Here is a 15,270-nt window from a genome sequence, read left to right as displayed (position 1 = left end):
AACTAATATTTCATTATTTGCCAGCAAGCAAGAAATAGTTATGCATTTATTGCGAAAAAGTCGCTTTGAGCACAAAACCGTCCGCTTGTGCACACGAATAGCTTCAGTATACTGGGTCCCCTCAGGGAGCATATGCACAAATAATAACCTTCCCTATCACAAGGATAAGCAATGAAGCACTTTGAAGCGAATTTTGACGGACTCGTTGGCCCAACCCACAATTATGCGGGATTGTCTTTTGGCAATGTGGCCTCACTCAGCAACGCCGCGCTCGTATCTAACCCTAAGGCTGCTGCAAAACAAGGTCTGCAAAAAGCTAAAGCTCTGGCCGATTTAGGGATAGTTCAAGGCATGTTAGCGCCTCAAGAACGCCCAGATATCTATACACTGCGCCGAATTGGTTTTTCAGGCAACGATGCTCAAGTGTTACAACAAGCCGCCAAAGAGGCGCCAGCACGGCTTAATGCCTGCTGCAGTGCATCCAGCATGTGGACGGCCAATGCCGCGACCGTATCGCCGAGTGCGGATACCCGTGACGGTAAACTGCATTTCACTCCAGCCAATCTTGTCGATAAGTTACACCGCAGTCTCGAGCCCATCACAACGGGGCGCATCTTAACAGCAACTTTCAGTGATCCCCACTATTTTCATCATCACAATCATTTACCTGAACATAATAGCTTCGGTGACGAAGGTGCAGCCAACCACACCCGACTCTGTAACGAATACGGCCATGCCGGTGTAGAACTGTTCGCTTATGGTCAGGAAGCCACCAATCCCAATGCGCCTAAACCACAAAAATATCCCGCAAGACAAACCTTAGAAGCGTCAATGGCAATAGCGCGTCTACATCAGCTGGACGAGGATAATTGTGTTTTTATCCAACAAAATCCCGATGTGATTGATCAAGGCGTATTTCACAATGATGTTATCGCCGTCGGTAACCAAAATGTCCTGTTCTACCACGAACAAGCATTCTTAAATACCCAGCATAAAATCGCTGAAATTAAACGTAAGCTCGACACAGAACTGTATTTCATCGAGGTTCCAACCGCTAAAGTGGCGATTAACGACGCCGTAAAGAGTTATTTATTTAATACTCAAATTATCACCCTACCCTCGGGGGAAATGGCGATTATTGCCCCCACAGATTGTCAAGAAAACCCAGCGGTATTTGCCTATTTAAACGAATTGTTGACGCTAAACACGCCCATTAAACAAGTGCGCTATTTCGATGTAAAACAAAGCATGCAAAACGGTGGCGGCCCAGCCTGTTTACGTTTACGGGTCGCCATGAATGAAAGGGAAGTTTCGGCAGTGAATCAACACACTTTAATGGATGATGCCTTATTTAGTCGCTTAAATACTTGGGTTGAAAAACATTACCGCGACCGATTATCAACCCAAGACTTAGCGGATCCTCAGTTGCTTATTGAATCTCGCACCGCCTTAGATGAGCTAACGCAAATCATGAAATTAGGCAGTGTTTATCAGTTCCAGCGTTAAACTACCGCCTTGTTATCAGGATCTATTTCATTTTTGAATTAAAAATAAAAAGAGCACATTTAGTGCTCTTTTTCACCAACCAACTTGATCGACTAATTAATTATAATTGGAATTGAAAGAACTTGAGTCACTAATCCCCCAGGAGTCTCAACCTCAACGATAAAAGTACCTGTATTTGGCTGTTCTTCACCTTTTAAGGTAACACTAAATTCACGTCCAGCATTATAACTGCTACTAGGCCAAGTATACTGAGTTCCACTAGCAACTGATCCCGCACTCGCAGTAAAACGTACAACGCTGCCAGCAGGCATTTGTTGGTTATGTAGATCTGAAATAGTGAAATAAACAGTAGCGGCACCTTTCCCTATAATATCAATGCGTTGGTCTTTATTAATACTATAACTATCATCAATAAGCACATCTCCAATAGGTGTTGCATAAGCTGTACTACCTGACATCACAATCACCAAGCTGCCTCTAACATAAAGAGACTTAGAGTTGACTGTACCATCAGCACAGGCGGAATGTGCAGGTTCCGCACAAAGCACTCCGTTATACTTATTATCTTTTACATCAAAAATACCATTAGAATTAAAATCAATAAGTTCTTCTAATTCACCACCAATTTGTCCACCTGATTGCTGCGGATTGAAAACACCATCTTCGTTGTAATCGTTAAAGGCATCGTTTAAGTCAAATGGTTTACCGCTCACATCTTTCTGATTTAAAAATGCCGTAACCTCTGTAGAATCGAAGCGTCCATTACCATTCAGATCTGGAAATGATTCCTCACCAATCGCTGTAGCAGTAATGGTGGCTCGGCCACCGTATTTTTGCCCATAAAAGTTGCCCAAATTGGGGGCAAGAGCTGCAATAGGATTTCGAATTAATGCACCAGTCTCATCAATAAGTAACTCTCCCTCAGGCCTAGCTAGTTGGCTTGTCCAAATCACACTACATGTTCCTTTAACGGTTTGGCAGGCATCTTCAATAGCCCCCCCTTCTGTAGTAAAGGAAACGGTTGTACCATCGGGTACAGGGTTGTTGAAGGCATCAGCCAAACGTGCAGTCACAGTGACTTTTGTACCGTCAACATCCCATCCTTCAGCATTGAGTATTGAAGCAGAAAGTGAAAAGCTATCTTGGTCAGGGATCCCAGTTGACACAATTAACTGACTAGACTGACTAGAAATCACTGGTGACGAACCAGCAATAGTGCCAGTTACTCGAACAGAAGTTGCAACCGTACCTGTTTTAACCACTGTCTGAACAATGCCTTGACTGTTTGTCGTTGCACTTAGTGGGTCCAATTCGATTCCACCAGTGGTGGTATTGAGGCTAAAATTGACTAATTGGTTACTAACAGGATTACTATTAGTATCTAATACCTTAAATTTCACTTCCGATGACTCAGCACCACCTGTGCCTAAAATAGCAATATTTTGAGGTGTTGCAGAAAGGAATACTATGCTTCCAACATTCGCAGGAAGAACCTTAATAGTACCAGTCGCAGATAAATTTAATCCGCCAGCATTAGCCGTTACATTTATAGGGTCATCACCAACACAGCCTTTAGCAAGGTAAGTCGTTGTTGCTACCCCATTGACTGAAGGAACAGGAGAACTAATAACGGCTTCAGGGGATGATTTTGTTGAACAAGCCGAAGAAAACTTCACATCGACAGGCTGGGTAAAAGGCTTACCTTGGTCATCTTGGATCATGACAGAAATTGTTGCAGTACCGCCCGCAGTCAACTCGTTTACACTCACGTTTGCTTTACCTGCAACAAACGGATCGCCACTGCCCATAACCACATTCGTTGCACCAACAACAACGACAGTACTGCCTTTTTCTCCACTTGCCAGAGAAGCGACTATCGTACCTGCACCTAAAGTGTTACCTGCATAGATATCAACGCTTGCTTTACCCTGACTGTTAGTAACCGCGGTTTTTATAGGAAGATCACCAATATCATTATCGAAGGTCACTATGGTTGGTTTATTGATGCCTGTAACTGTGGCGGTTAATCTTCCGGGACTTAAAGAAGTAATTGTTTGAATTGGCGTACCATTTACGTCAGTCAATGCTAAATTAACTTGGGCTCCACCACCAGCCTCCCCGCCATCCCCTTTCATAACAAAACCAATTTTACCCGACTCACCCGTATCAACTGTACCAGTGACTGTCCCTGCCCCAGCGATAGTTGCGGTATTTAAAATGATAGTTGCAATACCATCACTATTTGTCAGCGCAGTGGCAGCACTTGGATCAAATGAACCAATACTCGCGTTACTCAAACTGAATGTAACTAACTCACCCACTAAAGCACCCAACTTTGAATCTACAACTTTAGCTGACACTGTTGCAGGCGCTAATGCAGAGATATCCGTATTAGAAATACTAAGAGTGACAGTCACTACACTGGGTGGGGGTGTCGTTCCTGAGCCATCATCGGTGATACTGCCTCCACCACCACACGCGACTAAGAAAAGTGAACATAATCCTGCAAGAAAAACCTTATACGCTGACTTCATTGTCAGGCTCCCTGTTACTCTGGTGATAATACTAAGATTGACGCTTATAACTTATAGGCTAACATTACACAATTTTCACGTAACTTTTCCATAACTCTCTTATTTTATTTCGCATATTTTGCTCTTAATTTACCATCAGTTCTCATTTCAACTTGCGCGATTTCTTGCTAGGCTTGTTGGCGCCAAAATTAGAATGTATAAAAAACACACAGGAATCCCCATGGCAAGCTCGTTAAATAATAAACTCGGCCTCACAAGTAAAATCCTGCTCGGTATGGTAGCGGGCATTATATTTGGACTTTTGCTCCGCAATTTTTTCCCCGAAAGCACTTTTGTTAAAGACTATATTACCAATGGTTTTTTACATGTTATTGGCACCATCTTTATCTCAAGTTTGAAAATGCTAGTCGTACCTTTGGTCTTTATTTCGCTGGTATGCGGGACATGCTCCCTCAGTGAACCATCAAAATTAGGCCGCCTAGGTGGCAAAACATTGGCTTTTTATTTATTTACCACGGCGATTGCGTTAGTACTTGCAATAATTGCAGCGGTCATAGTACACCCAGGCAGCGCCTCTCTGGCCACAGAGAAAATGCAGTACGTGGCTAAGGATGCCCCCGGCCTCGCAGAGGTATTAATTAATATAGTGCCAACCAATCCAATGCAGGCCATGAGCGAAGGCAACATGCTGCAAATCATTATCTTTGCAGTGATTTTTGGTTTTGCCATCGCCCATATTGGTGAGCGTGGAAAGCGTATTGCAGTGTTGTTTGAAGATTTAAATGAAGTCATTATGCGCGTGGTGACCCTTATCATGCAGCTAGCACCCTACGGTGTGTTTGCTTTGATGGGAAAACTGGCATTAACCTTAGGCTTAGAAACCTTCGGCAGTGTGGTTAAATACTTCTTTGTCGTGCTGGTTGTATTGCTGATCCACGCATTTATTGTTTATCCCACCTTACTTAAACTGCTTTCAGGCTTAAACCCACTGATTTTTATCCGCAAAATGCGTGATGTGCAGTTATTTGCCTTTTCTACTGCCAGTTCAAATGCCACCCTGCCGATCACGATTGAGGCTTCGGAGCATAGATTGGGTGTCGATAATAAAATAGCTTCCTTCACCCTTCCCTTAGGCGCAACCATCAACATGGATGGCACGGCCATTATGCAAGGGGTTGCCACGGTATTTATCGCACAAGTCTTTGGTATCGAACTCTCCATGACCGACTATGCCGCCGTAGTGGTTACAGCAACGCTGGCATCCATTGGTACGGCTGGCGTCCCTGGTGTTGGCTTGATTATGCTCGCTATGGTGCTAAACCAAGTGGGTTTACCCGTTGAGGGCATTGCACTAATCATTGGTGTTGACCGTTTGCTCGATATGGTACGCACCGCCGTAAACGTCACAGGGGATTGTGTGGCGACCGTTGTGATCGCTAAATCTGAAGGTGAATTTAACGAAGCCGTTTTCAACAATACCCAAGCAGGGAAAGTAGCCAGAAACTTTGATGAGCAAGTACATCAAATAGATAATAACCGCTAATACAATGAGTTAATCCTATAAACGCCCAGCATTGGCTGGGCGTTTATCTTGGTGACGAACTTAATAGTGATGTTAAAATCTGTGAACATGCCAATAGAATGTGACTTTATTTTTCGCTACATTAGCACACTATACTGATCCAAAGATGAGGAGAGACTATGTGGTGGAGAACAATCTGGATAATCGCAGCGTATTGGTTATTGAGCGCCCACTTTTTGCGTTATGACCAAGTGTATTTGACTGGCATCTTCGCATTAGCGCCCCTCAGCATCTTGATCAAACACAACCTCGTTATCCGGTTATTACAAGTTGTACTCTTTATCTGTCTATTTGCCGTTTGGGGTGTGACCATCATAGAAACCATTCAAATGCGTATTGCCCATGAAATGCCTTGGATAAGATTGGCTGCCATTATGGGTAGCGTCATACTCTTTACCTTAGGTTCCATATTGTGTGGGAATGGAATATTACGCTTGAGAGTGCAAAACTCCCGCTGGCGTTCATCGCCTATACGATAAAGTCGTCAAATGCCTTTTAAGACAAGATATTAGTTTTTATTTTAATCACTGGATTTGCTTGGTCAGCAAAGGTTAAGTTCATCTAGAATATGATAAGACAATATTTGGTCCTGTCGGATAATTTGCGTAAACTGGGCCTAATCGACTTAGAGGCATGAGCACTATGAGAATTTTGGTTGTTGAAGATGATCTTATTTTATCCCACCATCTGAAAGTACAATTAAGCGATTTAGGCAATCAAGTGCAAGTCGCCCTTACCGCCAAGGAAGGATTTTATCAAGCGACAAATTATCCTATCGATGTCGCCATTGTGGATCTAGGCCTACCCGATCAAGACGGCATTAGTCTGATCCAACAGCTTCGAGAAGCGGGACTTAAAGCGCCCATACTCATCTTAACTGCCCGGGTAAATTGGCAAGATAAAGTGGAAGGCCTGAATGCGGGTGCCGACGACTACTTAGTGAAACCTTTTCAAAAAGAAGAACTCGTCGCCAGACTCGATGCTTTAGTACGCCGTAGTGCAGGATTTGTTAAACCTGTAATTACCAGCGGTGAACTCAAGCTCGATCTCGCCGCAAAACAAGTGAGCCTAGGTGAAGAAGTCATGGAAGTCACCGCCTTCGAATACTTAATTCTCGAATACTTAATGCGCCATTGCCACGAAGTCGTCGCTAAACAACGACTACTCGATGTCATTTATGGCGATAAAGAAGGCGATCCTAACACCATCGAAGTCATGGTCAGTCGTCTTCGCAAAAAACTCACCCGTGATGGGATAGATAATCCCATAGTCACCATTCGTGGCCAAGGATATAAATTCAATCTGCCATGCAACTAAAATTAAAATTTAAGAAACGTCTGCTCACGCGGATGTTTCTCACCTCACTATCGATTATCACCTTAGTGGGTTTCGGTCTTGCGTGGATGGTCAACATTCTGCATGCGCAAAATAGTTACAATGAAGAAACCGCCCAGTTGATCGCAGAAATACCTCAAGTTGCCGCTGAATTACGGGAACACGATCTGATCCCCGATACGAGCGCATGGCTAGAGGAGAATAACAAACAAGAACGCTACGTGATTGCCAGCTGTGATGAAAAATTTAAGCAAGTCTGGACATCCTCCCTTGCCGTTGACCGTGGCTTATTTGACACCTGTGAGCGTTTTAACGAAATTCGCAACGATTCTCCGCCCTATTACTTAACCTTGTCCGATGACAGGGGCTACTTTGTGTACTTACTCGCGGTGGAAATCGCGGGGGTGCATTACAACCTGCTAGTGATGAAGGATGCCGCCAAACTCGAACAGGAATACAGTAAATTCAGTAAGCGCACCTATATTCGCTTAGCCATGGTGCTTGCGCTCGCGTTGATACTGCTGGTCAGTGCGGCTTATTGGGGAATGCGTCCACTGGTTCGGATGCAAAATGAGCTGCAATCAATTAATCAGGGCAAGAGTAGGTCGCTCTCCGAAGGCTATCCCGTGGAACTCGAAGGTGTAACCCAAGCACTCAACCAAATGTTGCAACAATCGAGTGCCCAGCAACAACGCTATCAAAATGCCATGAATGACCTCGCCCATAGCCTTAAGACACGTCTTGCGGCAGTCCATGCGATCACCGACGATACCAGTTTGAATAAGCAATCTGCCAATGAGAAAATTATGGAGCAGATAAGCCAAATGGATCAATTAGTTAAATATCAACTCAAACGCGCCATGTTAGGTCGCCAGGGGTTAAAGCAGGAACACACCGCCATTGCCCCCCTAGTAGATCAACTAGCTCAAATGTTATTTAAAATTTACCGGGATAAAAAAGTGCAATTTAGCGCCAAAATACCCACTAGCTTGTTGTTTCCAGGCAATAAAGGCGATCTAATGGAACTGTGCGGCAACTTAATGGAAAATGCCTTTCGCCTCTGCATCAGCCGGGTACAAGTGAGTGCTCGATTTAATGAACGGGGGGAATTTGAGTTAATCGTTGAGGATGATGGACCGGGCGTTGAAGAAAGCCTACGCCAAAAGATCATTCAGCGAGGGGTTCGCGCCGACACTCAATCCCCAGGTCAAGGCATTGGTTTAGCGGTATGCGATGAAATCGTCAACAGTTACGGTGGCAGTCTTAGCATTGAAGAAAGCCACTTAGAAGGGGCACGTTTTAGGATACGTATCCCTGTCTAGCCGACAGGGATAGCCCTTATTTTCACGCCATGGCCGCGTATAACTGCTCCGCGCGGTTAAACATCACCCAAGAGGTCGCTATGTATTTATCATTACTTTTGGGCATATTGCCACGGTGGGAATGGGTAAAACTGGCTGGGGCTATCACCATAGTGCCTTTCTTCGGTGAGATTTTGCGCTGCTGATAATAAAACTCAGTTTCGCCGCCCTCTTCCACATCGTTCAAATAAAACATATAAAGCACCACACGGTGCAGCGCTTCGTTATGGCCGTTTTGCGGAAATTGCTCCGAATGCCAATGGGGATAACCGCCTTTATTACGCTGATATTTTTGAATATTGATACTGCCACTGCGGTATAAATACTTTACTAAGGCTTCGGCTCTGGGCTGACCAAGACGTTCAAAATTACTGGGCGTTAACGTGACGGCTTGCCCTTGTTCATCACTGACAGATACCGCTACCGCGCCCATTAGCGCCATCGCATATTGAGTAAAATAATCTACCGTCCCTTTTAGGGTATAGCCTAACAGCTCATTTTTTAGGGGTTGTAGATCGGCAAAATTATCTAAGGTTAAATCACGGCTGATTTTTTTCTCAGGATCGACACCATTTCCTGTTTGTCCATCGACAACACCGGCATGTTGATCAAATGCTAAAATGAGACGGTTACACAGGTCATCTGGCAACGCATTAGGGTATACTTCAATAAAGTCCATACATACTCAATGGTGTGGCTATTGCTACTCTTACTATGCTGACATGTTAGTTAAGTAATTGTAAAGCTGCATCATTGATTTAAAATAACGCGATTGCCTTCACGATAACAACAATATGAAAAAAAGCTGTAAAGTCTCAGTTCACCAATTGCAGGTCGGCAACTTTGTCCGTTTGCCCGTGGCCTGGAAGGATCATCCCTTTTTATTTAGTAGTTTTCACATCAAACAAGCTGCACAAATCGAGTTAATCAAAAGCTTAGGTATTGAGCATGTCATTGTCGATCTTGAGCGCAGTGAAGTGGCTCCGCTGAATGCCGAAGCCATTAATCCCATCAAACTGCCGCCAAGCCCTGAAATCAATGTGCTTAAAAACGACATGGATCTATACAAGGCCGAACAAATTGAAGTGCAAAAAAAGTTGCGCCGCGATATCCACAAAACCGAGCAGAACTTTACCCGCTCTGTGGCCATGATGCGCAGCCTTATCTCAAAGCTGCGCAATCGCCCCTTGAATGCGGTGGACGATGCTAAGCTCTTAGTCCACAGTATGGTCGAGCAGTTGTTGACCTCAGATAACCTAGTGCTGCACTTAATGAGTGATGCCAAGCAGGATGAGAGTATTTATTACCACTCGTTAAATGTCGCCATCCTCTCTATGCTCATTGCCAAAGAAATGGAATGGGAGCGCAGTGAGATAGAAGCGATAGGCTTAAGTGCCTTGTTCCATGATGTGGGCAAGTTAAAAGTTCCCCCACAAATCCTGAAAAAATCCACCCCTTGGTCAACACCAGAGCTGAATTTTATCAAGCAACATCCACTGCTGGGCATTGAGCTACTCAAACTGGCCGATAACTTCCCCCAGGCGGCGTTACCCGCAATCACCAATCACCATGAGTTCCTCGATGGCAGTGGTTATCCTAAGGGATTAAAAGAAGATGCGCTGGATAAAATATCGCAACTTTTGGCCGTCGTAAATGAATACGACGCCCTCTGTTATCCCAACCAACAGGGCAAGGCTCGCATGCCTTACGCAGCCTTAGGCTATTTGTATAAACAGTACAAAACCAAGTTGAATCAGGAATATATAGGTAAGATGATCAAGATGCTCGGCATCTATCCCCCTGGCAGTGTGGTAGAACTGTCGAGCGGACAATATGCCATGGTGATGTCGGTTAACTTACAGAAACTACTCAGCCCAAAAATCCTCGTATATGATGCGCTGGTGCCTAAGGATCAGGCCCCGATTGTCGATCTTGAAGTCGAGGGCATTAGTATTGTGCGCTGCCTTCCCCCGGCGGCCCTCCCGGATAAAGTACATGAATACCTTAATCCCCGAGAACGTGTTAGCTATTATTTTGGCGGCGATAGCCGTAAATAAATCGCCAATGAAAAAGCCGGAGAGACTCCGGCTTTTTGCTAATACTTTGCGATTAAATCAAATTGGCCGATTACAGCCAATGCTTACGCTTAAAGAAAAAGTAAGTCCCCGCCGCACTGGCTAACATCATTAAAATCGCCATAGGATAACCGTACTGCCACTCAAGCTCCGGCATACTGCCAAAGTTCATCCCATAACTGCTGGCAATGAGTGTCGGTGGCAGAAACACCACGGCCGCGACCGAGAAAATTTTAATAATTTTATTCTGTTGTAGACCGCTAAAACCCATAGCCGCATCGAGTAGGAAGTTCAACTTATCGAAAATAAACTGGCTGTGGGGCATTAGGGATTCGATATCCGACAACATTTCCCGCAGATCTTTAAGGTGTTCATCGGAAAGTTGTCCACGGTAATAACGCTGCATATAACGCAGTGAACGTTGGGTATCGAGCAAACTCAAACGGATCTTACCGTTCGAGTCTTCCTGTAGGGTAATGAGCTTAAACACATCGTCCAATTCATCATTATCGAAGACTTGCTCACCGACATTTTCGAGCACTGTATAAACATCTTCAATTAAGTCAGACAGATAATCCACTTTCAGGTTAAACAGTTCGAGAAACAACTCCTGCGGCGTCGACACTTCGAGTCGACCTAAGCGCAAATAGTTGCGCAGCAGACGGATAAGCCCGACATCTTCTTCACGTATGGTCAGTAAAAAATTAGCCCGCAGGTTAAAGGAGACGTTAACGCCACGCACATCTTGCCCGACGCGCTGGGGGAATAAGGAATTGATATGTAGGCCATCGCTGTTTTGATAGAAACGTGCCGAGGCCTCAATCTCGTTGATATCTTCTTCGTCTGGCACTTCTTCAACGGAAAAGTGACTTAACCATTCTCGCTCTGCATCATCAGGTTTATAAAGATCCAACCAAATGGTCGACGTCGGAATACTGTCTTGAATGTTGATTTCGGTCACAGTGAGGCGACGGTTTTCGTAGACATAAGCAGTAATCATTTGTCCTCCTGAAAAAAACTTAAGCAAAAAGTCCACTTAAGTGCAGGCTAAAAAATTGTCGCTAGTTTACCGCATAAGTTGGTAATGAAAAGGCGGGAGAGATAAATTCATAAAATAAATCTGCCTTAATCTTCGAGGATCTCCAACCGCTCCGCATTAGAAAAACGAATATGCACCCCCTCAACCGTGACCATCTTAGTTTCTGAGATATCGCCTTTACGTGCATGATAAACGCCAAAATTCCCGCCGGATGGCGACACTATCGTCACAGTCACCACTTTATGCTGATCGCGCCAGTACCACACACTGTAGCTTAAAAGGCAAAGCCCCAGTAGCAAAAATGCCCCACTAATCCCATAACGGCGCCATAGGCTCGGTGACACAGATGTACTTGGCAATGGCTCTCGAATCGCGCTTGGTTTACGCTTAGCGAGCAGCAAAATCACCATAATGATCACGGCGAGCGTGAGCAGCAGTTTCGTTAACAAGATACACTCCAGAGGAACCGACTCGCCGTATTATAATCGACAAATCAATGGGAAACTGTCATTAAGATCAAGCTTATGCAACTCTTGCTTAACGCATTTACCTTAAACATAAGTTTAAGGCATTTGACTTAGAACTTGATCTTTGAAAACAGAAGATAACGCCACAAGATGACAAACAAAGGAAATTAAAAAGCCTCAAACAACCTTGCCATGCGTTGTATTTGACTCAAAGGCACTTGATGCCGATTGCGCTCCGCGCACAGTTTTTGGTGAACAGGATCTAATGGTTCGCCTACAAGCACAATACGCACTTGATAGCCGAGCGCTTTGGCCGCCGCCTCATAGGCCATATACTCCCAATGGCAAAGGTTGGTATTGTCGCAAATAATTATGGGTTCTTCTAAGGCCAACGCTTGGATAAATGCGGTCAGATTTCGTTGATGATATTCGGACAGTTTTTTCGCATCGAATCGATATTCACCCCCTTGGTAAAAAAAATGATCCGTGGAAAAAATCCCCTGCCTTCGAAGGCGAAAACCCACTTCCAAAGGCAAGGCTGCTATATACTCCTCAATCCAATGGGATTTACCACTCCCAGGTAATCCCCGCATGATAATGGCAAGTTTTTGACTCATACAGCCGCCAAATCACTACTAATAACTTGCCTAGCTAGGATAGTTTCGACCAATTTAGGCACTAACTCCCCCGCCCTACCCGTTAAATGATATTGGAATTGGCTGTGCCTATCGGGGATGAGTAAGTTCACTTCGACCGTTTGCGCACCGTGGTGATTAGCCGAATCGACAAAGCCCGCCGCGGGATAAACCGTGCCAGAAGTGCCAATCGCGATAAATAAATCACAGTTATCGAGCGCCTCGTGAATTCTATCCATACCTAGGGGCATTTCCCCGAACCACACAACATGGGGGCGTAACCTTTGGGCAGGAATACAGCAAGTGCAGCAATTTTCTGGACCAAAAGGCTCACGCAGGATAAATGTTTGCCGGGAACGCGGGCAGCGTCCCTTGGATAACTCCCCATGCATATGTAATAACCGCCGAGAACCCGCCCGTTCGTGCAAATTGTCAATATTTTGAGTGACGATCAATAATTGCCCAGGAAATTCTGCTTCCAGCCTAGCTAACGCCAAATGGGCGGCATTAGGCATCACATTGCCGCTGTGCAATTGCTCCCAACGGCTATTATAAAACCGCTCAACTAAGTCGACATCCCGCTCATAACCTTCGGGTGTGGCGACATCTTCAATATGATGCTCTTCCCACAGACCATCTTGATCGCGAAAGGTACGTAATCCCGACTCGGCGGAGATCCCTGCGCCAGTTAACACCACAATATGCTGGTACATACCGATTCCTTTAGTTTTAATTATGATGCCTATTGTCACGGACTTTTGTGGCCGTGAACATTATTTCTTGGTATAACCATACAAAAACTATGCTTGAATTGCCGCAAATTATTGCAATTTCGCACTCAGTGACACAATTTATCCGCATATAGGTGCAGAAAGCTAGAACAAAGGTTTCAGTTTTTAATTTGAGCCCCTATAATGGCTAACACTATCCACGGATGAACCTATTGGTTCTGCAATCAAGAGATTAGCAATGACAGATGGAAATCAAGCGCTAAAAAAAGCGGGTTTGAAAATCACCCTGCCACGAGTCAAGATCCTAGAACTGATGCAAGGACCTGAAAACCAACATATCAGTGCAGAAGACTTATATAAAAAACTGCTCGATTTAGGTGAGGAAATTGGTCTAGCGACAGTTTACCGTGTGTTAAACCAATTTGATGATGCCGGTATTGTCACTCGCCACCATTTTGAGAGCGGTAAAGCCGTATTCGAATTGTCGACCCAGCACCATCATGATCATTTAGTTTGCCTATCTTGCGGCAAAGTAATTGAGTTTTCTGATGAAGTTATCGAACGTCGCCAAGACGAAATCGCCATGAAGCACAATATTAAGCTCACTAACCACAGCTTATATTTGTATGGCCATTGCACTAATGATACCTGCGATCATAACGACGAATAACAAACGTTCGTTAGCGCAACAAGCGCGAAATAAGCTAGTCAGTTATTCGCTCAATAACAAAAAACCAGCCGAGGCTGGTTTTTTAATTTAAGACATTGTCACCTACTACGATAAAACCTTAGCGTAAATATTGACCCTGTGCCCCATAAACTCATTCTGCTCACGCCAGTGCATTCCAACGCGTTTAGCCACACCTTCAGAGCCCACGTTTCCCTCTAAGATTAATGCTATCGTTTTATCAATCCCGAATTGTGGAAACGCCTTTAGCGCCGCCAGTGCCGCTTCGCTGCCAATTCCCATTCCCCAATATTCAGGGAAATATCGGTATCCCAGCTCAACTTCATTAAACTCTGGGATAAACTTAGGTCCACAGAAGCCAATCACCTTATTATCGGCTTTGTGCTCGACGGCCCAACGACCAAACCCCCGCTGCTGGTAATCCTGTAGGATCACATTGTGAAATAAAGCTTCAGCCTGCTCACGGGAAGTAAAAGCGGCAGTGGGAATGTATTTCAGCATCGCTGGAATGCTGTTCATTAGAAACAAAGCATCAATATCTTGCTCTGTAAATGGGCGAATAATTAAACGTTCGGTTTGGGTGATCATCTTTGCTCCATTAAGATTTATCTACATGCTTCACAGGTAACGGGTCATACACTGAGTCGATTAGCGGTGAAAATCGCCGCTGCGCTCCGGTTGATAAACAATATTTTCAATACGGACTTTAACCAAAGTACCACCGGGCCCAGGCCATTCAATTTCATCACCTTGGGATAAACCCAGCAAGGCACTTCCCACGGGAGCGAGGATCGAGATAGTCCCTTCGCCATTAGCATCCTTGGGATACACTAACCGCAGACAGAAAGTATCACTACTGGATGAAACGCTAAACTTCACTTGTGAGTTCATGGTCACTACATTGGCAGGCATCTGCGCCGCTGGGACTATGTCGGCCCTGTCTAATTCAGCCTCTAATGCCGCTTTCCCTGGGAATGCATTTGCTGGCAGTGACTCTAGTAATCGCTCTAGTCTTTCTAAATCGATTTCCGAAATAATGATCTTTGGTATTTTCACAGTTTTACCTCATAAAAAATAGATGTTTACACCGTTAAATTGGCAAACATCAATCTCGTAACTTACCCTCCCCCAATGGGATAAGCCCGATAAAAATGACGCTCACAGCCTTAGGCTGCAATCGTATGACATCAATTTGAATTCAAGATATTTTGCAGAAACAGCACTGAAGCCATTAGCCCTTGGTTTATACTTAATGGCTCCACTCAAACAATGCTCGCCGATTGCACAAGCGAGTGCCGAGTAGAGAATACTCAATCT

General features: G+C 44.6%; 15 protein-coding genes. 7 read left to right on the top strand and 8 right to left on the bottom strand.

Annotated elements, in window-relative coordinates; all coding sequences use genetic code 11:
- The first annotated feature begins 171 nt into the window (after positions 1 to 171).
- Positions 172 to 1,506: an N-succinylarginine dihydrolase gene (gene astB / locus COW15_RS01300; RefSeq protein WP_293628973.1), complete on the top strand. Its 1,335-nt coding sequence runs from the start codon at positions 172 to 174 to the stop codon at positions 1,504 to 1,506.
- Positions 1,507 to 1,598: 92 nt separating this feature from the next.
- Here the strand turns inward: astB and COW15_RS01295 are convergent, their stop codons facing one another.
- Positions 1,599 to 4,040, bottom strand: coding sequence for a hypothetical protein (locus COW15_RS01295; RefSeq protein WP_293628971.1), 2,442 nt, complete (start codon positions 4,038 to 4,040; stop codon positions 1,599 to 1,601).
- Positions 4,041 to 4,260: 220 nt separating this feature from the next.
- On the opposite strand from COW15_RS01295, the gene COW15_RS01290 reads away from it, so the two are divergent.
- The 4 genes from COW15_RS01290 (at position 4,261) to COW15_RS01275 (ending at position 8,279) form a co-directional block, all read left to right on the top strand.
- Positions 4,261 to 5,583, top strand: a complete 1,323-nt coding sequence (locus COW15_RS01290) for a dicarboxylate/amino acid:cation symporter (protein WP_293628969.1) — start codon at positions 4,261 to 4,263, stop codon at positions 5,581 to 5,583.
- Positions 5,584 to 5,741: 158 nt separating this feature from the next.
- A complete protein-coding gene (locus tag COW15_RS01285; protein ID WP_293628967.1) occupies positions 5,742 to 6,101 on the top strand; it encodes a hypothetical protein in 360 nt (119 codons plus the stop codon).
- Positions 6,102 to 6,264: 163 nt separating this feature from the next.
- Positions 6,265 to 6,939, top strand: a complete 675-nt coding sequence (locus tag COW15_RS01280; RefSeq protein WP_293628965.1) for a response regulator — start codon at positions 6,265 to 6,267, stop codon at positions 6,937 to 6,939.
- Positions 6,930 to 8,279, top strand: coding sequence for a sensor histidine kinase (locus COW15_RS01275; RefSeq protein ID WP_293628963.1), 1,350 nt, complete (start codon positions 6,930 to 6,932; stop codon positions 8,277 to 8,279). The genes COW15_RS01280 and COW15_RS01275 overlap by 10 nt, the downstream gene beginning before the upstream one ends.
- A 22-nt stretch (positions 8,280 to 8,301) precedes the next feature.
- Here the strand turns inward: COW15_RS01275 and COW15_RS01270 are convergent, their stop codons facing one another.
- Positions 8,302 to 8,997 carry a 2OG-Fe(II) oxygenase gene (locus COW15_RS01270; protein WP_293628961.1) on the bottom strand — a complete coding sequence of 232 codons (696 nt, stop codon included), beginning with the start codon at positions 8,995 to 8,997 and terminating at the stop codon, positions 8,302 to 8,304.
- Positions 8,998 to 9,112: 115 nt separating this feature from the next.
- Between COW15_RS01270 and COW15_RS01265 the strand changes: the two genes are divergently transcribed.
- Positions 9,113 to 10,375 carry a DUF3391 domain-containing protein gene (locus tag COW15_RS01265; RefSeq protein ID WP_293628959.1) on the top strand — a complete coding sequence of 421 codons (1,263 nt, stop codon included), beginning with the start codon at positions 9,113 to 9,115 and terminating at the stop codon, positions 10,373 to 10,375.
- A 70-nt stretch (positions 10,376 to 10,445) separates the two neighbouring features.
- Here COW15_RS01265 and corA read toward each other — a convergent pair whose 3' ends face one another.
- The 4 genes from corA to cobB all read right to left on the bottom strand — a co-directional run bounded on the left by corA (position 10,446) and on the right by cobB (position 13,247).
- Positions 10,446 to 11,393, bottom strand: coding sequence for a magnesium/cobalt transporter CorA (gene corA, locus COW15_RS01260; RefSeq protein WP_198780201.1), 948 nt, complete (start codon positions 11,391 to 11,393; stop codon positions 10,446 to 10,448).
- 125 nt (positions 11,394 to 11,518) lie between these two features.
- On the bottom strand, positions 11,519 to 11,881 hold the full coding sequence (locus COW15_RS01255) for a hypothetical protein (protein ID WP_293628953.1): 363 nt from the start codon (positions 11,879 to 11,881) through the stop codon (positions 11,519 to 11,521).
- A 185-nt stretch (positions 11,882 to 12,066) separates the two neighbouring features.
- The gene (locus tag COW15_RS01250) at positions 12,067 to 12,516 is read right to left on the bottom strand and encodes an ATP-binding protein (protein ID WP_293628951.1); all 450 of its coding nucleotides are present in this window, start codon (positions 12,514 to 12,516) and stop codon (positions 12,067 to 12,069) included.
- Positions 12,513 to 13,247: a Sir2 family NAD+-dependent deacetylase gene (cobB, locus tag COW15_RS01245; RefSeq protein WP_293628949.1), complete on the bottom strand. Its 735-nt coding sequence runs from the start codon at positions 13,245 to 13,247 to the stop codon at positions 12,513 to 12,515. The genes COW15_RS01250 and cobB overlap by 4 nt, the downstream gene beginning before the upstream one ends.
- A gap of 256 nt (positions 13,248 to 13,503) precedes the next feature.
- On the opposite strand from cobB, the gene fur reads away from it, so the two are divergent.
- Positions 13,504 to 13,935: a ferric iron uptake transcriptional regulator gene (fur, locus tag COW15_RS01240; protein ID WP_293628947.1), complete on the top strand. Its 432-nt coding sequence runs from the start codon at positions 13,504 to 13,506 to the stop codon at positions 13,933 to 13,935.
- Between the two features lie 105 nt (positions 13,936 to 14,040).
- Here fur and COW15_RS01235 read toward each other — a convergent pair whose 3' ends face one another.
- Positions 14,041 to 14,541 (bottom strand): GNAT family N-acetyltransferase, encoded by a 501-nt coding sequence (locus COW15_RS01235; protein WP_293628945.1) that lies wholly within the window; start codon positions 14,539 to 14,541, stop codon positions 14,041 to 14,043.
- Between the two features lie 60 nt (positions 14,542 to 14,601).
- Positions 14,602 to 15,009: a nucleoside diphosphate kinase regulator gene (gene rnk / locus COW15_RS01230; protein WP_293628943.1), complete on the bottom strand. Its 408-nt coding sequence runs from the start codon at positions 15,007 to 15,009 to the stop codon at positions 14,602 to 14,604.
- Positions 15,010 to 15,270: the final 261 nt, after the last annotated feature.

Source organism: Shewanella sp. CG12_big_fil_rev_8_21_14_0_65_47_15 (assembly GCF_002783505.1).
Classification (GTDB): domain Bacteria; phylum Pseudomonadota; class Gammaproteobacteria; order Enterobacterales; family Shewanellaceae; genus Shewanella.
Note: the sequence above shows the minus strand (reverse complement) of the source record. Positions and strands in the feature narration are given on the sequence as shown.

Coding starts and splice junctions, on each gene's coding strand:
- fur (WP_293628947.1), top strand. CDS start 13,504: ATGACAGATGGAAATCAAGCGCTAAAAAAAGCGGGTTTGAAAATCACC.
- astB (WP_293628973.1), top strand. CDS start 172: ATGAAGCACTTTGAAGCGAATTTTGACGGACTCGTTGGCCCAACCCAC.
- COW15_RS01285 (WP_293628967.1), top strand. CDS start 5,742: ATGTGGTGGAGAACAATCTGGATAATCGCAGCGTATTGGTTATTGAGC.
- COW15_RS01250 (WP_293628951.1), bottom strand. CDS start 12,516: ATGAGTCAAAAACTTGCCATTATCATGCGGGGATTACCTGGGAGTGGT.
- COW15_RS01290 (WP_293628969.1), top strand. CDS start 4,261: ATGGCAAGCTCGTTAAATAATAAACTCGGCCTCACAAGTAAAATCCTG.
- cobB (WP_293628949.1), bottom strand. CDS start 13,247: ATGTACCAGCATATTGTGGTGTTAACTGGCGCAGGGATCTCCGCCGAG.
- COW15_RS01270 (WP_293628961.1), bottom strand. CDS start 8,997: ATGGACTTTATTGAAGTATACCCTAATGCGTTGCCAGATGACCTGTGT.
- corA (WP_198780201.1), bottom strand. CDS start 11,393: ATGATTACTGCTTATGTCTACGAAAACCGTCGCCTCACTGTGACCGAA.
- COW15_RS01235 (WP_293628945.1), bottom strand. CDS start 14,541: ATGATCACCCAAACCGAACGTTTAATTATTCGCCCATTTACAGAGCAA.
- COW15_RS01265 (WP_293628959.1), top strand. CDS start 9,113: ATGAAAAAAAGCTGTAAAGTCTCAGTTCACCAATTGCAGGTCGGCAAC.
- COW15_RS01280 (WP_293628965.1), top strand. CDS start 6,265: ATGAGAATTTTGGTTGTTGAAGATGATCTTATTTTATCCCACCATCTG.
- COW15_RS01275 (WP_293628963.1), top strand. CDS start 6,930: ATGCAACTAAAATTAAAATTTAAGAAACGTCTGCTCACGCGGATGTTT.
- COW15_RS01295 (WP_293628971.1), bottom strand. CDS start 4,040: ATGAAGTCAGCGTATAAGGTTTTTCTTGCAGGATTATGTTCACTTTTC.